The sequence below is a fragment of the Streptomyces sp. WAC05374 genome, from assembly GCF_004353505.1.
Taxonomy (GTDB): Bacteria; Actinomycetota; Actinomycetes; order Streptomycetales; family Streptomycetaceae; genus Streptomyces.
In genome coordinates this window covers 19,462-40,069 of record NZ_SMNQ01000014.1, presented here as the reverse complement: position 1 = coordinate 40,069, position 20,608 = coordinate 19,462, and the positions used below count along the sequence as shown (strand labels likewise).

Below are 20,608 nucleotides of genomic sequence, written 5' to 3'. Positions count from 1 at the left end.
CACTCAAGAAAGCTCACTCGTACTCCGTGCCGCCCTTCCGGGTCAGATAGGCGGGGCTGATCGCCTTGGCTATCGCCCGGCCGCCCACCACGGGGCTGTACCGCTCGGTGGCGGACCGGATGACCACGCCTTCGCGCAGGTGCAGCTCCCGCCCCGAGACGGTCTCGCGCCCGGTGGCCAGCTCCAGCACCTTCGCGATCTCGTACGGCCCCGTGTACAGCCGGGGCGCCAGCGGCAGCTCGCCCGCGACCAGCTCGGCCGCGTCCAGCCAGCGGACCTGCCCGTCGATCTCCGCCGACACGTCGAAGACCGCGTACCCCAGCCCCTCGCTGCGTCCGTCGGCGCCGTATGCCAGGTCCTGCACGCCCGCGCCGTAGACCTCCCCGAACACACCCACCCGGGTGGCGCCCAGCGCGGCGGCCAGGCGCGCGGCCACGGCCGGCACGCCGTACGCGCGGATCGCGCGCCAGTACAGATTGCGCGGGTCCTCCCTCAGCGCCAGGCCCTTGGCGCCGAAGCCCTTGGACGAGACGCGCACCCGCTCCTCGGCGGCGACGTACGTCATCAGGCAGGCCGTGCCGTGCAGCTTCTCCGTCAGCACCACCGGCTCGCCCGGCTCGAAGATGCCCGGGTACCGCTGGATGTTCTCGATGTCGACCCACGGCAGCAGGTCCGGCGCCGCCTCCACCTCGCCGCTCATCGTCGTGGGCACCGGAGGCACCCACTTGGTGATGCCCAGCACCTCCGCGAAGTCCGTCCCCTCGGCCGCCGCCCGCGCCAGGTCCACGTCCGCCAGGGCGCGCGGCCGGCACACGATGCCCTGGGACAGCTCCCCGCGCAGCCGCACCGCCTTCACCCGGTCCGACGCCTTCCCGGCCAGCCTGCCGGTCAGGCCCAGCTCCTCGACCAGCGCGGGCGGCAGCACCGCCTGCTCCGGGATGTAGACGGCGACATCGCCGGTGCGGTAGGCGCCCTTGGCCACGACCGCGCGGTACAGGCCCACTTGGGCCAGCTCCAGGGCGTCGGCGTTCGGATGCTCGTGGACGGTCAGCGGCTCGGCGGTGACACGCAGCGTCGACATGGGTGTGCTCCTCGGGGTGCGGTTCTCATCGCCACCCACTGTCGCGGCCGGGGAAACCGCTGGCCCACCGGATTTGGCGCCTGATAGCGTCACGCTCCTCCAACGCCGCAGCGACCAGGCGGGCGTTGGACCGCGCGGGCCGCCCGTCCGGCAGGAGCGCCGTGTCCTCCAGGCCCGTCCGCGCCGCGAGCCCCCGCCGCACCGCCAGGCGCAGCACGGGCCACGCGCCGCCGCCCCGGCCGTGCAGCAGCACGGGCACACCGGGGGCGCCGCCCAGCTCCGCCAGCAGGGCGCGGGCCGACGCCGGGGCCGTCACCGGGTCCCGGTCCGCCACCCCGGCCACCACCCGTGACACACGGGGCGCCAGGGGCGACGCCAGGAACCGCCGCGCCCCGTCCGTCCCCGAGCGGACGTGCGCCTCCACACCCACGCCACGCCCCAGCAGCGCGGCGGCCACCTCCTCGGCACCCGGCTCGTGCCAGTCGACCGACGCCCGGTCGGGCAGCACCGTCCACGAGCGCACCCGCTCCACCCGCCGCCCGGGGTCCGGCTCGGCCCACGCGCCGGTGGGCACCCCGACCGGGACGCCCACCACGTCCCGCACCGCCGTGAGCACCGCGGCCAGCACGCGCGGGGAGAGCGTGTCGTCCCCGCAGGGCGTCCTGGGGTGGACGCGCACTTCGGTGGCCCCGGCCGCGACCGCGCCGGCGGCCGACTCGGCCATCGCCCCCGGTGACAGGGGCACCGCCGCGGAATCCCCCGTTCCGCACGGCCCGTTCAGGCAGACCTGGATCATGCCCCGATGGTGACACCCGCCACTGACAACGGGGGCGTACCGATGCCGGCGCCCGCCCCCGCGCCGTCACGCCCGCCACCGGCCTCAGGCCGACACGAGCTCCCTGCGCCGCCCCCGTTTGGCCGCCGCCAGTGCCCCGGCCGTCAGCACCGGCTGCGGTATCACCACGCCGCACCCCGTGCACACCGGGCCGAACCACGGCTCGCTGGACAGGTCCGGCCGCCAGACGATCTCGTCCGCCGCGCAGATCGGGCAGTGCTCACCGGGCTCCGCCTCCAGGGCCTTGATCAGCCGGCGCAGCGCCTCCGCCAGCGCCACCGTCGGGTGCACCGACGGGTCGTCGCACCGCGCGATGCCGTTGCCGCCCCAGGTGCGCCGGTGCCAGTCGTCGATCCAGCCGGGGCGCCGCAGCCCGTCGTGCTTCTCCCGCTTGCGGCGCTCCGCGAACTTCTCCTCGTACGCGAGCCACACCGCCCGCGCCTCCTCCAGCTCGTCGAGCGCGGCCACCAGCCGCGCCGGATCGGGGTCCCGGTCCTCGGGTCCGAACCTGTGCCTGGTGCACAGGTGGTCCCAGGTCGCCCGATGCCCATAAGGGGCAAACCGCTCAAGGCACTTGCGCAGCGAATACCGCCGCAGCGCCAGATCGCACCCCGGATCACGCACCTGTCTCGCCAGACTCCGGAAACCGGCCACAGCCCTGCCACCTCCGTCACTCGTACTTCGGCGTCGATGAATGGACGTACGGGTTCCCAGTTCGGCTCCATCGAAAAACGAATGGAACCCATCAGCGGGACATCTGACGTGAAATGCCCCCACGGGGCCGCGTGGGGCGGCCCCGCGGAACTGACGGCTCCTCACCTCACTGACGAGGCAGACCGCCCGTGGCCTCCGGTCCGCCCGCCCCCGTCGCGCGGCGCCCGTGCGGCGGGGCCGCGGACGACCGAGAATCGCCACCGCGGCCGTACCCGCCCCCGCCGCCGGGCCGTTGGGGTACCGGCCATCCGCCGCCATCCGCCACACCCTGCCGCGGCGGGCGCGTACCGTCAGCGGTCAGCGGTACAGCAGATACTCCCGCCGCACCGCCCGGAAGGCCGCCAGGTCCGCCTCCCAGGCGCCCACGACGTCGTCCGTCCCCGCGCCGGCGTCGATCATCGTCCGGACCTTCGCCGAACCGGTCAGCTTGTCGATCCAGTTGTCGGCGCGCCAGGCGAAGCCGCTCCAGCTCCGCTTCGCCGTCACCAGCAGGCCGATGCCGGTGCGCACCGGGTCGAAGACCTCCCGGTCGGTCACGTGCACCTGCACCCCGCCCACGGTCTTCCCCTGGAACTTGGAGAACGTGGGCGTGAAGTACGCCTCCCGGAAGCGCACGCCCGGCAGCTCCAGCGCGTTCGCCGCCTCCGCCCAGCGCCGGTCGGCGCCCTCCGCGCCCAGCAGCTCGAACGGCCGGGTCGTGCCCCGGCCCTCGGACAGGTTGGTCCCCTCGAACAGACAGGTGCCGGAGTACACCAGGGCGGTGTCCGGCGTCGGCATGTTGGGGCTCGGCGGCACCCAGGGCAGGCCGGTCCCGTCGAAGAAGTCCGCGCGCCGCCACCCCGACATCCGTACCGTGGCCAGCTCCACCGGCCGCTGCAGGAACTCGGCGTTGAACAGCCGTGCCAGCTCCGCCACCGTCATCCCGTGCGCCTGCGCGATCGGCTCGCGCCCCACGAAGGTCGCGAACGCCCTGTCCAGGACGGGCCCCAGGGCCGCCCGCCCGGTCACCGGATTCGGCCGGTCCAGCACCATGAGACGTTTCCCCGCCAGCTCGGCCGCGACCATGCAGTCGTACAGCGTCCAGATGTACGTGTAGAAGCGCGCGCCCACGTCCTGGATGTCGAACACCACCGTGTCGACGCCCGAGGCGGTGAAGACGTCCGCCAGGGCCCGCCCGCTCTTCAGGTACGTGTCGTACACCGGCAGCCCCGTCGCCGGGTCGTCGTACCGGCCCTCCGAGCCGCCCGCCTGGGCCGTGCCCCGGAAACCGTGCTCGGGGCCGAACACGGCGACCAGGTCCACCCGCTCGTCGGCGTGCATCACGTCCACCACGTGCCGCACCTCGGAGGTCACCCCCGTGGGGTTGGTCACCACGCCCACCCGCCGGCCGGCCAGCGCCGCGTACCCGTCCGCCGCGAGCCGGTCGAAGCCGGTCCGCACCCGGCGGCGGCCCCTCTCGTGCGCGCCCGCCCGGCCCGGTGCGGCGGCCGTCACCCCCGCCGCACCTCCGGCGACCAGCAGACCCCGTCTGGACACGTTCATCCGCCACCTCCGTGACCGTTCGACCGATCCGGCCACGCACGCTAGCGCGCCCGCCCACCCCAGGGAACGAGGCGGGCGACACGGCCTTCCCCCCGCACATACCGACTGGTTAGTCTGTCGCCTCTGACGGCAGAGAGCGGTCACGACGGAGAGGCGGTTGCCGATGAATACGGTCCAGGGCGCGGGCGTGGTCGTCACCGGAGCGGGCGGCGGCATAGGAGCGGCACTCGCCCGGCGGTTCGCGGCGGAGGGCGCCCGGGTCGTCGTCAACGACATCGACCCCGCCCGCACCAAGGCCGTCGCCGACGAGATCGGCGCCACCGCCGTCCCCGGCGACGCCTCCGCCGTCGTGGACGAGGCCCGCGAGGCCCTCGGCGGCACGGTCGACGTCTACTGCGCCAACGCGGGGCTCGCCTCCCCCGGCGACGCCTTCGCCGGGGAGGAGGTCTGGGCGGCCGCCTGGGACGTCAACGTGATGGCCCACGTCCGCGCCGCGCGCGCCCTGCTGCCCGACTGGCTGGAGCGCGGCAGCGGGCGCTTCGTCTCCACCGTGTCGGCCGCCGGACTGCTCACCATGGTCGGCGCCGCGCCCTACAGCGTCTCCAAGCACGGCGCGTACGCCTTCGCCGAATGGCTCTCGCTCACCTACCGCCACCGCGGCCTCAAGGTGCACGCGATCTGCCCCCAGGGCGTGCGCACCGACATGCTCACCGCCGCCGGGTCGGCCGGCGAACTCGTCCTCGCCCCCACCGCCATCGAGCCCGAGGACGTCGCCGACGCGCTGATCGAGGGCATCGAGGCCGACCGGTTCCTGATCCTGCCCCACCCCGAGGTGGCTGACTACTACCGGGCCCGCGCGAGCGAGCCGGAGCGCTGGCTGAACAATATGAGCCACATCCAGCAGAAGTGGGAGGGCGCCGGGCGGTGAACCCGACCTCGATCTACGCGGCCAGACCGTGGCTCGGCCTGCTCAGCGACGCCCAGCGCGCGCCGGTGCACCCGGCCGCCACCGTGCTGCACGCCTTCCGCGCGGCCGTCGCCCGCGCCCCCGGCCACCCCGCGCTGGCGTACTTCGACGGACGCCTGACCTACCGCGAGACCGACGCGCTCTCCGACTCGGTCGCCGGACACCTCGCCGCCCGGGGCGTGGGGCGCGGCGACCGGGTCGCGATCATGCTCCAGAACACCCCGCACTTCGTCCTCGCCCTGCTCGGCGCGTGGAAGGCGGGCGCCACCGTCGTCCCGCTCAACCCGATGTACAAGTCCGCCGAGGTCGCCCACGCCCTGCACGACTCCGGGGCGAAAGCGCTGATCTGCGCCGGCCGGGCCTGGGAGGCGTACCTGCGCGACGCGGCCGCGGGCACTCCCGTACGCGTCGCCCTCACCGCGTGCGAGAAGGACCTCCAGACCCGCGACGACCCGCGCGTCCTCGGCTTCGGGCGGATCCCCGTCCCGGCCGGCACCGACGACCTCCTCGCCGTCGCCCGGGCCGGGCACCCGGCGCCCCAGTACGGCCGGGACCTCACCGCCAGCGACATCGCCCTGATCAGCTACACCTCGGGCACCAGCGGCAGGCCCAAGGGGGCCATGAACACCCACCGCGGGATCATGTACAACGCCGAGCGGCAGCGCACCGGCCACCCCGTCCCCGAGGGCGCCGCGTACTTCGCCCTCGCCCCGCTCTTCCACATCACCGGCATGGTCTGCCAACTGGCCACCTGCCTCGCCAACGCGGGCACGCTCGTCCTCGCGTACCGGTTCGAGGCGGGCGTCGTGCTGGACGCCTTCGCCGAGCACCGCCCCGCCTACACCGTCGGCCCCTCCACCGCCTTCATGGCCCTGGCCGCCCACCCGGCCGCCACCCCCGGCCACTTCGCCTCCTTCCAGGTCGTCTCCTCGGGCGGTGCGCCCCTGCCGCCGGCGCTGGTGGAGCGGTTCCACGCCTCCTTCGGCCCGTACCTCCGCAACGGCTACGGCCTCACCGAGTGCACCGCGCCCTGCGCCTCCGTGCCGCCCCACCGCCGGGCGCCCGTCGACCCCGCCTCGGGCACCCTCTCGGTCGGCGTCCCCGGGCCCGAGACCGTGGTGCGCATCCTGGACGACCACGGCGCGGAGGTGCCGTTCGGCGAGCACGGTGAGATCGCGGTGCGCGGCCCCCAGGTCGTGCCCGGCTACTGGGGCCTGCCCGAGGCCACCGCCGCCGCCTTCCCGGACGGTGAGCTGCGCACCGGCGACATCGGCTTCATGGACCCGGACGGCTGGCTCTACGTCGTCGACCGCAAGAAGGACATGATCAACGCCTCGGGCTACAAGGTGTGGCCGCGCGAGGTCGAGGACGTGCTCCACACCCATCCGGCCGTCCGCGAGGCGGCCGTCGTCGGGGTCCCCGACGCATACCGGGGCGAGACGGTCAAGGCGTACGTCAGTCTGCGCCCGGGAACCTCCGTCGGGCCCGGCGAGCTCTCCGCGTACTGCGAGGAGCGCCTGGCGGCGTACAAATATCCCCGCGAGGTCGAGGTCCTCGAGGAGCTCCCCAAGACGACGAGTGGGAAGATCCTCAGGCGGGAACTGCGTTACCCGGTGTACACGCACGGCGCGTGAACGGCGACAGTACGAGGCACACGAGGAAGGTGGCGGCACATGGCCAGGACGACGGACGGGAACGGCACCCCCGTCCCCCAGAGGCTGCTGGCCACCGCCACCCGGCTCTTCGCCGAACAGGGCTACGACCGCACCTCGGTCCAGGAGATCGTCGAGACTGCCGGTGTCACCAAGGGCGCCCTCTACCACTACTTCGGCTCCAAGGAGGACCTGCTCCAGGAGGTGTACGCGCGCGTGCTGCGGCTCCAGCAGGAGCGGCTGGACGCCTTCGCGGGCGCCGACGCCCCCGTGGAGGAGCGGCTGCGGGACGCCGCCGCCGACGTGGTGGTCACCACCATCGAGAACCTGGACGACGCGTCCATCTTCTTCCGCTCGATGCACCACCTGAGCCCGGAGAAGAACAAGCAGGTGCGGGCGGAGCGGCGGCGCTACCACGAGCGGTTCCGCGCCCTCATCGAAGAGGGGCAGGACGCCGGTGTCTTCTCCTCCGCCACGCCCGCGGACCTGGTGGTGGACTACCACTTCGGCTCCGTCCACCACCTGTCCACCTGGTACCGCCCGGACGGGCCGCTCAGCCCCCAGCAGGTGGCCGACCACCTGGCCGACCTCCTGCTGAGGGCCCTGCGGCCCTGACCGGTCAGGACGTCAGTTCGCGTCCACCAGGTCGTGCGGAGGCACGGTCACCGTCCGCGCGCCCTTCTTGCCGCCCAGCACGATCTTGCGCAGGGCGCTGTTGTTGGTCAGGCTCGTCTCCTTGAGCCGCTTCTCCGGGTTGGCCAGCACCTGGATGTAGTAGGTGCCGTTCGGCAGCGTGGTGATGTCGAACGACTGGCCGGGCAGGTCCTGCGTGTAGGTGTCGCCGGAACCGACGTCGAGCACCTCACGGACCGAGATCGAGTTCTCCTGACCGCACGCCGTGGACAGGTCGGTGTTGTACGGGTGCCAGTTGGCGTTCTTCACCGTGTAGTCCACCGCGTCGGTGTTGGCGAGGCAGAAGGCCTCCTTGCCGCTGCGCACGGCCTCCTTCTGGTCGGCCTTGAGCAGCCGGTAGCTGGCGAAGTCGGTGAAGTGCCAGTGCTCGTGGCCGGGACGCGGGTCCCACTCCATGGTGCCGGTGGGCGTGTAGCCGACCTGCTTGCCCTTGGCGTCGTAGAAGTACTGGTAGGCGTCCATCAGCTCCTTGCCGGGCGAGCGGAAGCCGTCCACGACGAGCTGGGCCGGGCCCGCGTTCCACACGTTGGCGCTGAAGGCGAGGAAGTCCTTGCCCTTGTCGGGGCCCTCGGTGGCGGGCTCGCTGATGGTGATGCCGTAGGCGGGCAGCGAACGCAGGTCGGGCTTGGGCACGTTGGGCACGGTCGCCTTGCCGGCCGGCCGCCTGAGGGCGGGCTTCAGCGCGGGGGCCTTGCGGGAGCCGTCGGTCTGGCCGGTCGTGTCGCCCATCCGGGCCGCCTTGAGGCCCGCCTTCTTCACCGCCCACGGCAGCGCGGGCGGAGCGGGCGTGTGCGGCCCGTGGCCCACGTTGTACGACGGGCCGGCGCCGCTCGTCGGCGCGGCGGGCGTGGCCGGGGCCATCGCGCCGTGCCCGGCGTGGTGACCCGCGTGCCCGGCCGCCCCGGCGCGGCGCGGAGCGGCACCGGAGCCGCCCTCGAAGCTGACCTCGCGCACGGTGAGCCTGACCGTCTGCGGCTTGTCCGCGATGCCGAAGAAGTCGCGGTACCGCTTGGCCACCGACACCTTGGCCGTGTACTTCCCGGCCGGCAGGACGACGGGCTCGGAGTAGGTGCCCGCGTACGTGTTGGCGGCCCAGCCCTTCTCCACACCCCACACGGAGCCGAGCGTGAACGGGTTGGTGGGGCAGCTCTCCGGGTACTTCGAGGTGGCCGGGGCGTCCGGACGCACGCGGCCCGAGGCGTTGTTGGGGCAGAAGTCCTCCGTCCGGTTCACCACCGTCCGGCCGGCCGCGTTCGTCACGGTGACCTGGACGAAGCCCGGCAGGCCCGCGAAGTCCTTCACCATGCCCTTGGGCAGGACCTTCGTGCGGGTCTTCGCCCCGTCACGGATGATCTGGGTGGCGACGACCGGGTCCTTGTAGGACGCGCGGGTCACCTTCAGCTCGAGCGGGGCCTTCTCGGCGGTGAGGTAGGTACCGAGGTCGAGATAGACGCCCGGGTCCTCCTTGTTCGAGTCCAGGGTCACGGCCGCCGAGGCGGCGATCAGGCTGAGCTGCGGCGTGGCCGGGGCCGCCTTGCCGTCGGGCGCGGCGGCGACGATGCCGGCGGTCACGGCGACGGCCGCGGCTCCGGCGATCACCGAGCGCCCGAGACGGGCCTGGTGGGATCTGGTCATCGTTCCTCGTTCTGCGAGTGCCTGTCGGGACGGCGGAGGCCGGCCGGCGCGCGTGGTCATGGCGCGTGGCTGTCCCCGGCCTGTGAGAGGCGGCAGTCGGCCCTGTGGGTTGTCTGTGCGCCGGTGAGTCGCGCATCCTTGGCCGAAATTCGTCCCCGGGCGCCGGTTCCCGCCGTTCTCCCGCCGTTCCCACCGGGCAGGCCGCCCGTACGTGGAAGAGGCCCGGGGCGCAACGCCCCGGGCCTCCGCCGTCCTCCGCACGCGCGGGCGTCCCTCAGAGGTACGCCTTCAGCTCCCGCCGCGCCAGCGACCGCTGGTGCACCTCGTCGGGGCCGTCCGCCAGCTTCAGCGTCCGGGCCGCCGCCCACAGTTCGGCGAGCGGGAAGTCCTGGCTGACCCCGCCCGCGCCGTGGACCTGCACCGCCTTGTCGATGATGTCCACCACCGTGCGGGGCGTCGCGATCTTGATGGCCTGGATCTCGGTGTGCGCACCCCGGTTGCCGACCGTGTCCATCAGCCAGGCGGTCTTCAGCACCAGCAGCCGCAGTTGCTCCACGGCCACCCGGGCGTCGGCGATCCAGCCCTGCACCTGCCCCTGGGCGGCCAGCGGCTTGCCGAAGGCCGTACGGGACACCGCCCGCCGGCACATCAGCTCGATGGCCCGCTCCGCCATGCCGATCAGCCGCATGCAGTGGTGGATCCGCCCGGGACCGAGCCGGGCCTGGGCGATGGCGAACCCGCCGCCCTCCTCGCCGATCAGGTTCGACACCGGGACGCGGACGCCGTCGAAGACCACCTCGGCGTGACCGCCGTGGTAGTGGTCCTCGTACCCGTACACCCGCATCGCCCGGCGGACGTGCAGGCCCGGGGTGTCGCGGGGGACCAGCACCATCGACTGCTGGCGGCGGATGTCCTCGCCGTCCGGGTCGGTCTTGCCCATCACGATGAAGATCGCGCAGTCCGGGTTCATGGCCCCGGAGATGTACCACTTGCGGCCGTCGATGACGTACTCGTCGCCGTCCCGCCGGATGCGGGTCTCGATGTTCGTGGCGTCGGACGAGGCGACCTCCGGCTCGGTCATCGCGAAGGCGGACCGGATCTCCCCGGCGAGCAGCGGCGCCAGCCACCGCTCCTTCTGCCGCTCGTCGCCGAACTGCGCCAGCACCTCCATGTTCCCGGTGTCCGGGGCGGCGCAGTTGAGCGCCGTGGGCGCGAGCTGCGGCGACCGGCCGGTGATCTCGGCGAGCGGCGCGTACTGGAGGTTCGTCAGGCCCGCCCCGTGCTCCTCGTCGGGCAGGAAGAGGTTCCACAGGCCCCGCCGGCGGGCCTCGGCCTTGAGCTCCTCGACGACGGGCGGGGTGTCCCAGGGCGAGGCGAGCTTCTCCCGCTGCTCGTGCGCCACCTCCTCCGCCGGGTACACGAACTCGTCCATGAAGGCGAGGAGCCGCGCCCGCAGTTCCTCGGTGCGCGCGTCGAATGCGAAGTCCATGGGAGGGTCAGCCTTCCTGGAGGGTGGCGAGGCCGTGCTCGATGAAGACGGGGACCAGGTCGCCGATCCGGTCGAAGCCGGCGCCGACGGTCTGTCCGAGGGTGTAGCGGTAGTGGATGCCCTCCAGGATCACGGCGAGCTTGAACCAGGCGAACGCCGTGTACCAGGAGATGGCGGAGGTGTCGCGGCCGGACCGGGTGGCGTAGCGCTCGACCAGCTCGGCGGCCGGGGGGTGTCCGGCGGCGCCCGCGGTGGTGCTGATGGGGGAGCCCGGCAGGTCGAGGGGGGTGCTGTACATGGTCAGCAGGCCCAGGTCGGTGAGCGGGTCGCCGAGCGTGGACATCTCCCAGTCCAGTACGGCGTTGACGCGGTCGTCCTCGCCCAGCAGGACGTTGTCCAGCCGGAAGTCGCCGTGGACGACGGCCGGGGCCGGGGAGGCGGGCAGTTCACGGCCGAGCGCGGCGTGCAGCTCGTCGATCCCGGCCAGCTCGCGGCTGCGCGAGGCGTCCAGTTGCTTGCCCCAGCGCCGCAACTGCCGGTCCAGGAAGCCCTCCGGCCGCCCGAAGTCGCCGAGTCCCACCGCCGCCGGGTCCACCGCGTGCAGGTCCACCAGGGTGTCGACCAGGCCCAGCACCGCGGCCCGGGTGCGGTCGGGCCCCAGCGGGGCGAGCTGCCCGGCCGTGCGGTACGGCGTGCCGGTCACGAACCGCATCACGTAGAACGGTGCCCCGAGCACCTCCTCGTCCTCGCACAGCACCACCGGCTCCGGCACCGGCACCGCCGTCGGGTGCAGCGCGCTGATCACCCGGTGCTCCCGCCTCATGTCGTGGGCGGTGGCCAGGACGTGGCCGAGCGGCGGGCGGCGCACCACCCACCGGCCGGTGCCGTCGGTGACGGCGTAGGTGAGGTTCGACCGGCCGCCCTCGATGAGGCGGGCGCTGAGCGGCCCGCTCACCAGGCCGGGCCGTTCGCGGTCCAGGAAGGCGCGCAACCGCTCGGGATCGAGACCTGGTGGGGGAGCTGAGCTCATCGTTCGCACCTCCGTGACGGGAAGAACAGTAGCCCGTGCAGCATGACCGACCAGTCGGTATGTCGTCCAGTACCGATCCGGAAACCGGCCGCACGGCCCTGGCCGCACGATCACCACCCTGAATACAGTTCACGTATGAATACCGCGCTGCTGATCGACGACGTCCGGCTCACCCCGATCCTGATCTCCGACCCGCCGCTGCTCAACACCCAGGGCGTGCACCAGCCCTACACCCCGCGCCTCATCGTGGAAGTCGTCACCCGGGGCGGCGTCACCGGGGTCGGCGAGACCTACGGCGACGGCGTGTACCTGGACCTCGCCCGCCCGCTCGCCGAGGCGCTGCCCGGCCACCCGGTCACGGACGTGAACGGCCTGTTCGGGCTGGCCGAGCGGGTGTGCGGCGGCTCACCCGGGGCGGAGGAGGGCGTCGACGCGAGCGGCCTGCGGGGCGTCCGTACGGCCGGCAAGCTGCGCCTGTCCGTCGTCTCCGCCTTCGAGGTCGCCTGCCTGGACGCGCTCGGCAAGGCGGTCGGCCTGCCCGTGCACGCCCTGCTGGGCGGCAAGGTCCGCGACGCGGTGGAGTACGGCGCCTACCTCTTCTACCGCTGGGCCGAGCACCCGGGGGGCGGTGAGAAGGACGACTGGGGCGCCGCCCTCGACCCGGCCGGGATCGTCGCCCAGGCCCGGCGCCTCGTCGCCGAGCACGGCTTCGGCTCCTTCAAGCTCAAGGGGGGCGTCTTCGGGCCGGACCGGGAGATCGCCGCCGTCCGCGCGCTGGCCGAGGCGTTCCCGGGCCGGCCCCTGCGCCTGGACCCCAACGGCGCCTGGTCCGTGGAGACGTCCCTCCGCGTGGCCGAGCGTCTCGGCGACGTCCTCGAATACCTGGAGGACCCCACGAGCGGCACGGACCGCATGGCCGAGGTCGCCGCCCGTACCGGCGTCCCCCTCGCCACCAACATGTGCGTGACGACCCTCCCCGAGATCGCCGGGGCGTTCGCCCGCCGCGCCGTCCGCATCGTGCTCAGCGACCACCACTACTGGGGCGGGCTGCACCGCACCCGGGAACTGGCCGCCGTCTGCCGGGCCTTCGGCGTCGGGCTGTCCATGCACTCCAACACCCACCTGGGCATCAGCCTCGCCGCCATGACGCACGTCGCCGCGACCGTGCCCGGTCTCGAGCACGCCTGCGACACCCACTACCCCTGGCAGGCCGAGGACGTCATCACGGCCCGCCACGTCTTCGCCGGCGGGCGCCTCGCCGTCCCGGACACGCCCGGTCTCGGCGTGGAGCTGGACCGCGAACGGCTCGCCACCCTGCACCGGCGCTGGCTCGACGACGACGGCACCCTCCGCGAGCGCGACGACGCGGCCGCGATGCGGCGGGCCGACCCGGCGTGGGTCACCCCGGCCGTGCCGCGCTGGTGAGCGAGGTCAGTGGTCGTCCCAGTGGCCGCCGTGCGCGGCGTGCCGGTGCCCCTCGTGGACGTAGTCGACGTGGTCGCCGTGCGCGACGGCCGGGTGCCCGCAGTCGTCGCCGTGCTCATGGGCGTGGCCGCTGTGGGCGACGTGCTCGCCCGGCTCGCACTCGTCCCAGTGGCCGGAGTGCTGCCGGTGGAGGTGGCCGTCGTGGACGTAGTCGAGGTGGTCGTTGTGGACCACGGCGCGATGCCCGCAGGCCGGGCCGTGGATGTGGGCGTGCGAGGGGTGTTCCTGATGGAGGACGGTCATCGCGCACCTCCGGCGTGGCGTCGGTAACGCCTCCAGGCTAGCCCCTTTTGTCCGTCTGATCCGTTTCGGCTTGCGCGGGGGCGGTACGGGCCGGAGGGTCGGACCATGAAGGCGATCAGCTACCGCCACTACGGCGGCCCGGAGGTCCTCGCCTTCGGCGACCACCCCGACCCCAAGGTCGGCCCCGACAAGGTGCTCGTCGAGGTGCGCGCCGCGGCCGTCAGCCCGGTCGACGTGAAGGCCCAGGCCGGCTACCTGGACACGGTCCTGGACGCGGTCTTCCCCGTGGTCCCGGGCTGGGACGTCTCCGGCGTCGTCGTCCAGCCCGGGGTGTCCGTGCCGGAGTTCGCCGTCGGCGACGAGGTCATGGGGTACGTACGCGAGGACGTGCTGTGCCACGGCACCTTCGCCGAGTACGTCGCCGCGCCCGTGCGCACCCTGGCGCGCAAGCCGCGCACCCTCGGCTTCGAGGAGGCGGCCGCCCTGCCCCTGGCCGGGCTCACCGCCTACCAGGTGCTGCACCGGTCGCTGCGGGTCGGCCCGGGCGACACCGTCCTGGTGAACGCGGCGTCCGGCGGCGTCGGCTCCATGGCCGTCCAGATCGCCCGCCACCTCGGCGCCCGGGTCATCGGCGCCGCCCGTGAGGGCGGCCAGGACCGGGTCCGCGAGCTGGGCGCCGAACCGGTGCCGTACGGCGACGGCTTCACCGCCCGCGTCCGGCAGCTCGCGCCCAAGGGCGTGGACGCCGCGCTCGACACGATCGGCGGCCAGGTCCTGAAGGACTCCGCCCACCTGCTCGCCCCCGCCGGCCGGCTGGCCTCCGTCGCGGACGGCGAGGTGATCGCCCTGGGCGGCGAGTACTACTGGGTACGCCCCGACCCGGCCGACCTGACGGCACTCGCCGGCCTCGCCGAACAGGGCGCCCTGACGGTCCGGGTCGCCCGGACGTTCCCGCTCGAACAGGCCGCCGACGCCCAGCGCGCCCTCCTGGAGGGCGGCCTGAACGGCAAGGTCGTCGTCACCGTGGGCCGGAACGACTGACCACGAGCGGCAGCACCGCACGAACGGCCCGCCCACCGGCGCGCGTTCACACCACCACGCCCACCGCGAACGCCGCCAGCGCGATCGTGCACGCGGCCGCCAGGGCCGCGCCCCGGGGCGCCATCGGCCGCGGACGAAGCGTGGAAAGGGCCCGCACCCGGCGGTGTGCCACGACCAGGAACGCCAGCCACACCAGCAGCGACAGCCCCGCCCCCACCAGCCCGGCCGCCGTGACCCCGTCGTGCACGGCCTGCTTGGCGGCGAGCACCGCCGCCACCGTGGCCGACAGCGTCGTACGCCGCCACGCCAGCCGCGTCCGCTCCGGCTGCAGCCCCGGATCGCGGCCCTCCACGGCCCCGGCGGCCATCAGTCGCGCCAGCCGAACAGGACGACCACCACCATGGCGCCCGCGACCAGGCCCACGGCCAGGCTCAGCAGCGTCGGGAACCGGCTGACGGGCAGGTCCTCGTCCCGCCGCATCGCCTGCTCGCACCGCACCCAGTGGTTCACCGCCCGCAGCGCGCACAGCGCCCCGGCGCCGAGCAGCGCGAGCGCCATCCCGACCCGGACACCCCAGCGCAGGTCGGGCAGGAACTGGTCCACCGCGAACCCGCCGCCGACCAGCGCCAGCGCGGTACGGAGCCAGGCGAGGAAGGTGCGCTCGTTGGCGAGGGAGAAGCGGTAGTCGGGCGTCGTGCCCTCTTCCCGGATCCGCTGCGGCGCGAACCACAGCCGCAGGCCCCGCACGAATTCGCTCACATGATCAGACTACCGGCGCGGTGCGCCCGGAGCCTTTCGTAGGCCGCCAGCCCGTCCGGCACCCACTCCCACGCGCCCAGCCTGGCCGAGAGCTCCTCCTCCGGCAGGAACCCGTGCCAGGCGACCTCCTCCACCTGGGGGTCCACCGGCAGCGTGCACCGCACCTCGTACACGGCCGACCACCACGAACCGCGCCCGCCCGCGTCCTCGTACAGGAACTTCAGCAGCGGCACCGGCCGCGGCAGGCCGCGTACGCCCAGCTCCTCCTCCGCCTCCCGCAGCGCCGCATCGTCGTAGCTCTCGCCCGCCCCGACGACCCCGCCCACGAACATGTCGTACAAGGAGGGGAAGACCAGCTTCGTCGCGGTCCGGCGGTGGACGAACACCCGGTCCCGGGCGTCCCGCGCGAGGACGAACACGCACCGGTGGCGCAGCCCCCGCGCATACACCTCGCCGCGCGGCAACCGCCCCACCACCTCGTCGTGCTCGTCGACGACGTCCAGGATCTCCTCGGCAGCGCTCATGGCGCCATCGAATCACGGCCCACCTGTTGACGTGTTACCGCCGCGTACCGAAGATCGGAGCACCCTGCCGACAAGGATGAGGACCCATGGCGTACGACGCTGATGTGATCGTGATCGGGGCGGGCCTCGCCGGCCTGGTGGCCACCGCCGAGCTGGTCGACGCGGGGCGCACCGTGATCCTCCTCGACCAGGAGCCCGAGCAGTCCATCGGCGGGCAGGCGCACTGGTCCTTCGGCGGCCTGTTCTTCGTCGACTCGCCCGAACAGCGCCGCATGCGCATCCGCGACAGCCACGCGCTCGCCCTCCAGGACTGGCTCGGCACGGCCGGCTTCGACCGCCCCGAGGACCACTGGCCGCGCGCGTGGGCCGAGGCGTACGTCGACTTCGCGGCCGGCGAGAAGCGGGCCTGGCTGCACCGGCAGGGCGTCCGGTTCTTCCCCGTCGTCGGCTGGGCCGAACGCGGCGGCTACGACGCCACCGGGCACGGCAACTCGGTACCGCGCTTCCACATCACCTGGGGCACCGGCCCCGGCCTGGTCGCCCCCTTCGAGCGGCGCGTCCGCGCGGGCGTCGCACGCGGCCTGGTACGCCTGGCGTTCCGGCACCGGGTGACCGGCCTCGGCCGCACCGCGGGAGCCGTGGACACCGTCAGCGGCGAGATCCTGGAGCCGTCGGACGCCGTGCGGGGCACGGCCAGCAGCCGGCAGGTCACCGGGGCGTTCGAGTACCGCGCCCAGGCCGTGATCGTCACCTCCGGCGGCATCGGCGGCAACCACGACCTGGTGCGCGCCCAGTGGCCCGAGCGGCTCGGCACCCCGCCGGAGAAGATGCTCTCGGGCGTGCCCGCCCACGTCGACGGCCTGATGCTCGGCATCGTGGAGCGGGCCGGCGCCCACCACATCAACCGCGACCGGATGTGGCACTACACCGAGGGCATCGAGAACTGGAACCCCATCTGGGCCCGGCACGGCATCCGCATCCTGCCCGGCCCCTCCTCCCTCTGGCTGGACGCGCACGGCCGACGCCTGCCCGTCCCGCTGTTCCCCGGCTTCGACACGCTCGGCACCCTCGAGCACATCATGCGGTCCGGGCACGGCTACACCTGGTTCGTCCTCAACCACCGCATCATCGGCAAGGAGTTCACCCTCTCCGGCTCCGAACAGAACCCGGACCTCACCGGCAAGTCCGTACGCGGCGTCCTCGACCGCGCCCGCGCCGACGTCCCCGGCCCGGTCAAGGCGTTCATGGACCACGGCGCCGACTTCGTCGTCGAGAAGGACCTGCCGTCCCTGGCGCGCGGGATGAACGCGCTCACCAAGGAGCCGCTGATCGACGAGGCCGCGCTGCGCCGCGAGATCACCGCCCGCGACCGGGAGATCGCCAACCCCTTCACCAAGGACCTCCAGGTGACGGCGATCCGCGGCGCCCGCAAGTACCTCGGCGACCGGCTGATCCGTACGGTCGCCCCGCACCGCATCCTCGACCCCGCGGCCGGCCCGCTGGTCGCCGTCCGGCTCAACATCCTCACCCGCAAGTCGCTCGGCGGCCTGGAGACCGACCTCTCCTCCCGCGTCCTCACCCCGGACGGCACCCCGCTGCCCGGCGTGTACGCGGCCGGTGAGGCCGCCGGCTTCGGCGGCGGCGGCGTCCACGGCTACCGCGCGCTGGAGGGCACCTTCCTCGGCGGCTGCCTCTTCTCCGGCCGTGCGGCGGGCAGGGCGGCGGCGAGGGCGGTCGCCTCCTAGGGGGTGTCCTGCCGTCACTCCGGCTGCCCCGGCCGACCGGGGTGCCGGGTCGGCCGGGGCGGCGGCGGTGGGCCGGTGTCAGGGGCAGTTGACCATGGGGTCCCCGGTGTCGCGGGTGCAGGAGTCGAAGGAGAGACCGCCGTCGAGGTTGTCGTTGGCGCTGACGCCGTCGGTGGCGGCGAGGGTGTCGTTCCCCTCCTCGCCGTTCAGCGTGTCGTTGCCGGAACCGCCCGTCAGGGTGTCATTGCCGGTGCTGCCGTTGAGGGTGTCGTTGCCCTCGTTCCCGTTGAGGGTGTCGTTCCCCGCCGCACCGCTGATGGTGTCGTTGCCGCCCAGGCCGGAGATGGTGTCGTTGCCGGGGCCGCCGTTGATGGTGTCGTTGCCCGGCGTCGCCGCCGCGAGACCGGGCCGCCCGGCCGGGTCGTCGCCGACCAGGTGGTCGGCGTGGGGGCCGCCGTTGAGCAGGTCCTTGCCACCGCCCCCGTACAGCGTCGCCGGGGCGTCGACGTTCGGCGAGACCGTGATGGCGTCGTCGCCGTCCTCGCCGGCGACCTGGACGGCGCCGGGCAGCGGGCACTCCGCGGTGTGCGGCGACCTCGACACGCAGGGCGCCCCGGCGCGTACCACGGCCGCGGTGTCCGACACCAGGACGACGCCGCCCTGGCGGCGGACGGTGATGCCGTTGGCGACGCCCTGGTCGGCGCTCACGAGCAGCGTGCGGCCCGACATCTCGACCACCGTGTCGCCCGCCCGGGCCCGGGGCGCCTCGGCGGCGAGCGGAGCCGCCGAGGCGGAGGTGGCGGTCAGCACGGCGCAGAGGAGTGCTCCTGCCGACAGGATCAGGTGGGTTCGTCGCACTGCCATGTCTCCGCGTCTCCTTCGTCGTCGTGGTACGTGAGTGACGGGGGCGTCCCCGCCCCGCCGGTCGCCGGTCACGGACACTCGGTGACGCTGTCGCCCAGGTCGGCCGAGCAGGTGTCGGTGTGGGTGCCGCCCTGGACGTAGTCGTTGCCGCCGGTGTCGTCGACGGCGTTGAGGTTGTCCCGCCCGGGGCCGCCCTCCACGAAGTCGGTGCCGCTGCCCGCGACCACCCGGTCGTGCCCCTCGCCGCCGCTGACCACGTCGTTGCCGGCGCCCGCGTCGATCGTGTCGGCGCCGCTGCGGCCCTCGATCGAGTCGTTGCCGGCTCCGCCGAAGACGCGGTCCGGGTCGGCGGCCCCGGTGAGGGTGTCGTTGCCGCCTCCGCCGGAGAGGAAGTCGGCCCCCTCGTCGCCCTCGAGCGTGTCGTTGGCGCTGCCGCCGTAGAGGCTGTCGTCGCCGGCGCCGCCGATCAGGGTCACGCCCGGACTCGCGAGGTACGACGTGACGTTGTCCGCCTGGTCACCGGCGTTGACGACGAGTTCCGTGAGGCTTCCCGCCCCCGGGCAGACGACCTCGGAGGCGCCGGCCTGGACGCATGTGCCGAGGGCCACGACGGTGTCCCCGGTGTCCCGCACCCGGATCGTGTCGCCGACCTGCCACACGGAGAGGGAATTGCCCAGACCCACGGCGGCGGTGATGGTGACCGACGTCCCGTTCCTGCTCACCAGCGTGCCGGCCGCGGACCCGTCCGGCGTCCGTGGCCCGGGGGCCGCGCCCGCCGGGACGCCGAGGCCGAGTGTGCAGCCGAGCACCACGGTCATCAGACCCGCGGTGCGCAGGCCCGTGCGGAAGAGCGCCTTGGCCATGATCTGCCTCCAGAGAAGAAGCGTGCGAGGACATCAAGCAGCCGATTCGGGGGCGTTCAGAATGGTTGACCGTTGATATTTTTCGCCCTGCACACGGTCATGTTCGCGCCGTGCGAAGCCTGGGTATTTCCGTGGTCAACCAATAAGCGTTCTCTGTGCCGGGTGGCGGAATTCCGCCCGCGCGGGACCGGCCTGCGCTGTGTCCTTCACCTGTGCCGACGAGGGATGACGCGCCTGACAGCCGTCCGGCTGCCGGACCTGAGTATGCCGTGTGAAGGCCTTGTGGAGGAGAGGTTTTAACGCCACTGCCGGAACAATGCGGAATACCCCGCAAAAGGCGGCTCGAGCTGTGGGAACAACGGCATGACGACACAAGCGCGCTCAGGAAAAGGTGGCGAGAACGCGAGCGCGGGCCAGTGACGCGCGGCGCTGTGGAATCACGTCACCGGCCCCCGCCCGGTGGAGCGGTGCGCCGCCCCCTCTGCTCGGGGCGGTACCCGGCGGACGTGCCCACCGCACGACAGTTGCCGGCCACGCGCGGTCGCGGACGTCGGCCCGTGCGGTGCGGATGGCGGCATGGCCGGCCTTCACCCCAGGAAAGCGCGAGGTCAGGGCGTGCCCTGCGGCACCGGCGTCGCCTGGTGGTGGTACAGCCGCCAGACGCCGCCCGCGTCGGGGTCCCGGCGCCACAGTGAGCTGCGCCGGGCCCGGCGGCCCGCGATGACCGTCTCGTACGTCAGGTGCACCACATCCGGCGCCAGTTGGACGCCGGTCATGCCGGACACCTCGTAGCGGGGCCCACCGGGATCGCCGCCCGTCATCTCCGGCAGCGCGGCCAGCATGTCGTCCCGGCCCCACCGCCGTCCGGACGCGCCGACCTCCGTGAACTCCGGGTGCAGCAGCCGCGCCGCCTCGTCCGGTGACGTCCGTACGGCCGGGTCGACGAGCCGCAACTCGCCCGCGACGGCCTCCTCGACGCCGGTCACCGCAGCCGCTCCACCACACGGAAGCGTTCCGCGACGACCAGCGTGGTGTCGTCGACCGTGAAGTCCGGGTCCCCGAGCGCCTCCCGCATCTCGGCGCTGTGCCAGAACCTCTCGTGGTCCTCCCGCCACTCGGCGACCGAGGTGTGGCCCTCACCCTCGTCGAGCGCGTGCCGCAGGTCCACCTCGCCCAGCGGCAGGACCCGTACCCCGGTCAGTTCCAGCACCGCGACCTCGCGCCCGTCCGAGTCGATGAGCGCCGACCGCTCGCCCACCGGGGGGAGTTCCTCGTCCTCCGCCTCGTACTCGACGAGCAGTCCGGTCGTGGACGTCTTCTCGCCGGACAGGACGGCGGCGACCAACCGGTCGCGCAGGGGGCCGGGGAAGGCCAGCAGGTAGGGCTTGAGCTGTTCGCGGTTCGCCATGGGGCGACAGTCTGGCAACCCGCCGCCCCACCCGCGAG

Annotated in this window: 21 protein-coding genes; 6 read left to right on the top strand and 15 right to left on the bottom strand. The window is 73.5% G+C overall.

Annotation, left to right across the window (positions count from 1 at the left end):
• Positions 1-13: 13 nt before the first annotated feature.
• The 4 genes from E2B92_RS23740 to E2B92_RS23725 form a co-directional block, all read right to left on the bottom strand.
• The gene (locus E2B92_RS23740; RefSeq protein WP_126885570.1) at positions 14-1,081 is read right to left on the bottom strand and encodes an RNA ligase (ATP); all 1,068 of its coding nucleotides are present in this window, start codon (positions 1,079-1,081) and stop codon (positions 14-16) included.
• Positions 1,082-1,106: 25 nt separating this feature from the next.
• Positions 1,107-1,877 carry a 3-keto-5-aminohexanoate cleavage protein gene (locus E2B92_RS23735; protein ID WP_126885569.1) on the bottom strand — a complete coding sequence of 257 codons (771 nt, stop codon included), beginning with the start codon at positions 1,875-1,877 and terminating at the stop codon, positions 1,107-1,109.
• 84 nt (positions 1,878-1,961) lie between these two features.
• Complete coding sequence (locus E2B92_RS23730) at positions 1,962-2,570, bottom strand: hypothetical protein (protein WP_126885568.1); 609 nt, start codon at positions 2,568-2,570, stop codon at positions 1,962-1,964.
• A 357-nt stretch (positions 2,571-2,927) separates the two neighbouring features.
• Entirely contained in the window at positions 2,928-4,172 is a 1,245-nt protein-coding gene (locus E2B92_RS23725; RefSeq protein ID WP_126885567.1) for an exo-beta-N-acetylmuramidase NamZ family protein, read from the bottom strand.
• Positions 4,173-4,335: 163 nt separating this feature from the next.
• Here E2B92_RS23725 and E2B92_RS23720 point away from each other — a divergent pair, with 163 nt between their 5' ends.
• Genes E2B92_RS23720 through E2B92_RS23710 form a run of 3 tightly spaced genes read left to right on the top strand, consistent with a single transcriptional unit; the run spans position 4,336 to position 7,406 of the window.
• A complete protein-coding gene (locus E2B92_RS23720; protein WP_126885566.1) occupies positions 4,336-5,100 on the top strand; it encodes an SDR family oxidoreductase in 765 nt (254 codons plus the stop codon).
• A complete protein-coding gene (locus E2B92_RS23715; RefSeq protein WP_126885565.1) occupies positions 5,097-6,773 on the top strand; it encodes an AMP-binding protein in 1,677 nt (558 codons plus the stop codon). Before E2B92_RS23720 ends, E2B92_RS23715 begins: the two co-directional genes overlap by 4 nt.
• 39 nt (positions 6,774-6,812) lie before the next feature.
• Complete coding sequence (locus E2B92_RS23710) at positions 6,813-7,406, top strand: TetR/AcrR family transcriptional regulator (RefSeq protein ID WP_126885564.1); 594 nt, start codon at positions 6,813-6,815, stop codon at positions 7,404-7,406.
• 12 nt (positions 7,407-7,418) lie between these two features.
• On the opposite strand, the gene E2B92_RS23705 is transcribed toward E2B92_RS23710, so the two are convergent.
• The 3 genes from E2B92_RS23705 to E2B92_RS23695 all read right to left on the bottom strand — a co-directional run bounded on the left by E2B92_RS23705 (position 7,419) and on the right by E2B92_RS23695 (position 11,638).
• Entirely contained in the window at positions 7,419-9,119 is a 1,701-nt protein-coding gene (locus E2B92_RS23705; protein WP_126885563.1) for a lysyl oxidase family protein, read from the bottom strand.
• Between the two features lie 274 nt (positions 9,120-9,393).
• The gene (locus E2B92_RS23700) at positions 9,394-10,608 is read right to left on the bottom strand and encodes an acyl-CoA dehydrogenase family protein (protein ID WP_126885562.1); all 1,215 of its coding nucleotides are present in this window, start codon (positions 10,606-10,608) and stop codon (positions 9,394-9,396) included.
• A gap of 7 nt (positions 10,609-10,615) precedes the next feature.
• Positions 10,616-11,638, bottom strand: a complete 1,023-nt coding sequence (locus E2B92_RS23695; protein ID WP_126885561.1) for a phosphotransferase family protein — start codon at positions 11,636-11,638, stop codon at positions 10,616-10,618.
• Positions 11,639-11,773: 135 nt separating this feature from the next.
• Between E2B92_RS23695 and E2B92_RS23690 the strand changes: the two genes are divergently transcribed.
• Positions 11,774-13,063: an enolase C-terminal domain-like protein gene (locus E2B92_RS23690; RefSeq protein ID WP_126885560.1), complete on the top strand. Its 1,290-nt coding sequence runs from the start codon at positions 11,774-11,776 to the stop codon at positions 13,061-13,063.
• Between the two features lie 6 nt (positions 13,064-13,069).
• Here E2B92_RS23690 and E2B92_RS23685 read toward each other — a convergent pair whose 3' ends face one another.
• The gene (locus E2B92_RS23685; protein ID WP_126885559.1) at positions 13,070-13,366 is read right to left on the bottom strand and encodes a hypothetical protein; all 297 of its coding nucleotides are present in this window, start codon (positions 13,364-13,366) and stop codon (positions 13,070-13,072) included.
• A gap of 105 nt (positions 13,367-13,471) precedes the next feature.
• Between E2B92_RS23685 and E2B92_RS23680 the strand changes: the two genes are divergently transcribed.
• A complete protein-coding gene (locus tag E2B92_RS23680; RefSeq protein ID WP_126885558.1) occupies positions 13,472-14,407 on the top strand; it encodes an NADP-dependent oxidoreductase in 936 nt (311 codons plus the stop codon).
• Positions 14,408-14,453: 46 nt separating this feature from the next.
• Here E2B92_RS23680 and E2B92_RS23675 read toward each other — a convergent pair whose 3' ends face one another.
• Genes E2B92_RS23675 through E2B92_RS23665 form a run of 3 tightly spaced genes read right to left on the bottom strand, consistent with a single transcriptional unit; the run spans position 14,454 to position 15,690 of the window.
• Complete coding sequence (locus tag E2B92_RS23675; protein WP_126885557.1) at positions 14,454-14,774, bottom strand: DUF202 domain-containing protein; 321 nt, start codon at positions 14,772-14,774, stop codon at positions 14,454-14,456.
• Positions 14,774-15,166 (bottom strand): YidH family protein, encoded by a 393-nt coding sequence (locus tag E2B92_RS23670; protein WP_126885556.1) that lies wholly within the window; start codon positions 15,164-15,166, stop codon positions 14,774-14,776. Before E2B92_RS23670 ends, E2B92_RS23675 begins: the two co-directional genes overlap by 1 nt.
• Positions 15,163-15,690 carry an NUDIX hydrolase gene (locus E2B92_RS23665; protein ID WP_126885555.1) on the bottom strand — a complete coding sequence of 176 codons (528 nt, stop codon included), beginning with the start codon at positions 15,688-15,690 and terminating at the stop codon, positions 15,163-15,165. Before E2B92_RS23665 ends, E2B92_RS23670 begins: the two co-directional genes overlap by 4 nt.
• An 86-nt stretch (positions 15,691-15,776) precedes the next feature.
• On the opposite strand from E2B92_RS23665, the gene E2B92_RS23660 reads away from it, so the two are divergent.
• Positions 15,777-17,435: an FAD-binding dehydrogenase gene (locus E2B92_RS23660; protein ID WP_126885554.1), complete on the top strand. Its 1,659-nt coding sequence runs from the start codon at positions 15,777-15,779 to the stop codon at positions 17,433-17,435.
• A gap of 78 nt (positions 17,436-17,513) precedes the next feature.
• Here E2B92_RS23660 and E2B92_RS33845 read toward each other — a convergent pair whose 3' ends face one another.
• The 4 genes from E2B92_RS33845 to E2B92_RS23640 form a co-directional block, all read right to left on the bottom strand.
• Complete coding sequence (locus E2B92_RS33845; RefSeq protein ID WP_126885553.1) at positions 17,514-18,299, bottom strand: calcium-binding protein; 786 nt, start codon at positions 18,297-18,299, stop codon at positions 17,514-17,516.
• Between the two features lie 68 nt (positions 18,300-18,367).
• The gene (locus E2B92_RS23650; RefSeq protein ID WP_126885552.1) at positions 18,368-19,162 is read right to left on the bottom strand and encodes a calcium-binding protein; all 795 of its coding nucleotides are present in this window, start codon (positions 19,160-19,162) and stop codon (positions 18,368-18,370) included.
• Positions 19,163-19,770: 608 nt separating this feature from the next.
• A complete protein-coding gene (locus E2B92_RS23645; RefSeq protein ID WP_126885551.1) occupies positions 19,771-20,148 on the bottom strand; it encodes a nuclear transport factor 2 family protein in 378 nt (125 codons plus the stop codon).
• Complete coding sequence (locus E2B92_RS23640) at positions 20,145-20,570, bottom strand: ASCH domain-containing protein (protein ID WP_126885550.1); 426 nt, start codon at positions 20,568-20,570, stop codon at positions 20,145-20,147. The genes E2B92_RS23645 and E2B92_RS23640 overlap by 4 nt, the downstream gene beginning before the upstream one ends.
• Positions 20,571-20,608: the final 38 nt, after the last annotated feature.

Excerpts from the sequence above, each read along its gene's own strand:
- E2B92_RS23690 (WP_126885560.1), top strand. The coding sequence starts at position 11,774 with ATGAATACCGCGCTGCTGATCGACGACGTCCGGCTCACCCCGATCCTG.
- E2B92_RS23680 (WP_126885558.1), top strand. The coding sequence starts at position 13,472 with ATGAAGGCGATCAGCTACCGCCACTACGGCGGCCCGGAGGTCCTCGCC.
- E2B92_RS23710 (WP_126885564.1), top strand. The coding sequence starts at position 6,813 with ATGGCCAGGACGACGGACGGGAACGGCACCCCCGTCCCCCAGAGGCTG.
- E2B92_RS23700 (WP_126885562.1), bottom strand. The coding sequence starts at position 10,608 with ATGGACTTCGCATTCGACGCGCGCACCGAGGAACTGCGGGCGCGGCTC.
- E2B92_RS23695 (WP_126885561.1), bottom strand. The coding sequence starts at position 11,638 with ATGAGCTCAGCTCCCCCACCAGGTCTCGATCCCGAGCGGTTGCGCGCC.
- E2B92_RS33845 (WP_126885553.1), bottom strand. The coding sequence starts at position 18,299 with ATGGCAGTGCGACGAACCCACCTGATCCTGTCGGCAGGAGCACTCCTC.
- E2B92_RS23640 (WP_126885550.1), bottom strand. The coding sequence starts at position 20,570 with ATGGCGAACCGCGAACAGCTCAAGCCCTACCTGCTGGCCTTCCCCGGC.
- E2B92_RS23735 (WP_126885569.1), bottom strand. The coding sequence starts at position 1,877 with ATGATCCAGGTCTGCCTGAACGGGCCGTGCGGAACGGGGGATTCCGCG.
- E2B92_RS23665 (WP_126885555.1), bottom strand. The coding sequence starts at position 15,690 with ATGAGCGCTGCCGAGGAGATCCTGGACGTCGTCGACGAGCACGACGAG.
- E2B92_RS23720 (WP_126885566.1), top strand. The coding sequence starts at position 4,336 with ATGAATACGGTCCAGGGCGCGGGCGTGGTCGTCACCGGAGCGGGCGGC.
- E2B92_RS23685 (WP_126885559.1), bottom strand. The coding sequence starts at position 13,366 with ATGACCGTCCTCCATCAGGAACACCCCTCGCACGCCCACATCCACGGC.
- E2B92_RS23705 (WP_126885563.1), bottom strand. The coding sequence starts at position 9,119 with ATGACCAGATCCCACCAGGCCCGTCTCGGGCGCTCGGTGATCGCCGGA.
- E2B92_RS23740 (WP_126885570.1), bottom strand. The coding sequence starts at position 1,081 with ATGTCGACGCTGCGTGTCACCGCCGAGCCGCTGACCGTCCACGAGCAT.
- E2B92_RS23650 (WP_126885552.1), bottom strand. The coding sequence starts at position 19,162 with ATGGCCAAGGCGCTCTTCCGCACGGGCCTGCGCACCGCGGGTCTGATG.
- E2B92_RS23725 (WP_126885567.1), bottom strand. The coding sequence starts at position 4,172 with ATGAACGTGTCCAGACGGGGTCTGCTGGTCGCCGGAGGTGCGGCGGGG.
- E2B92_RS23660 (WP_126885554.1), top strand. The coding sequence starts at position 15,777 with ATGGCGTACGACGCTGATGTGATCGTGATCGGGGCGGGCCTCGCCGGC.
- E2B92_RS23675 (WP_126885557.1), bottom strand. The coding sequence starts at position 14,774 with ATGGCCGCCGGGGCCGTGGAGGGCCGCGATCCGGGGCTGCAGCCGGAG.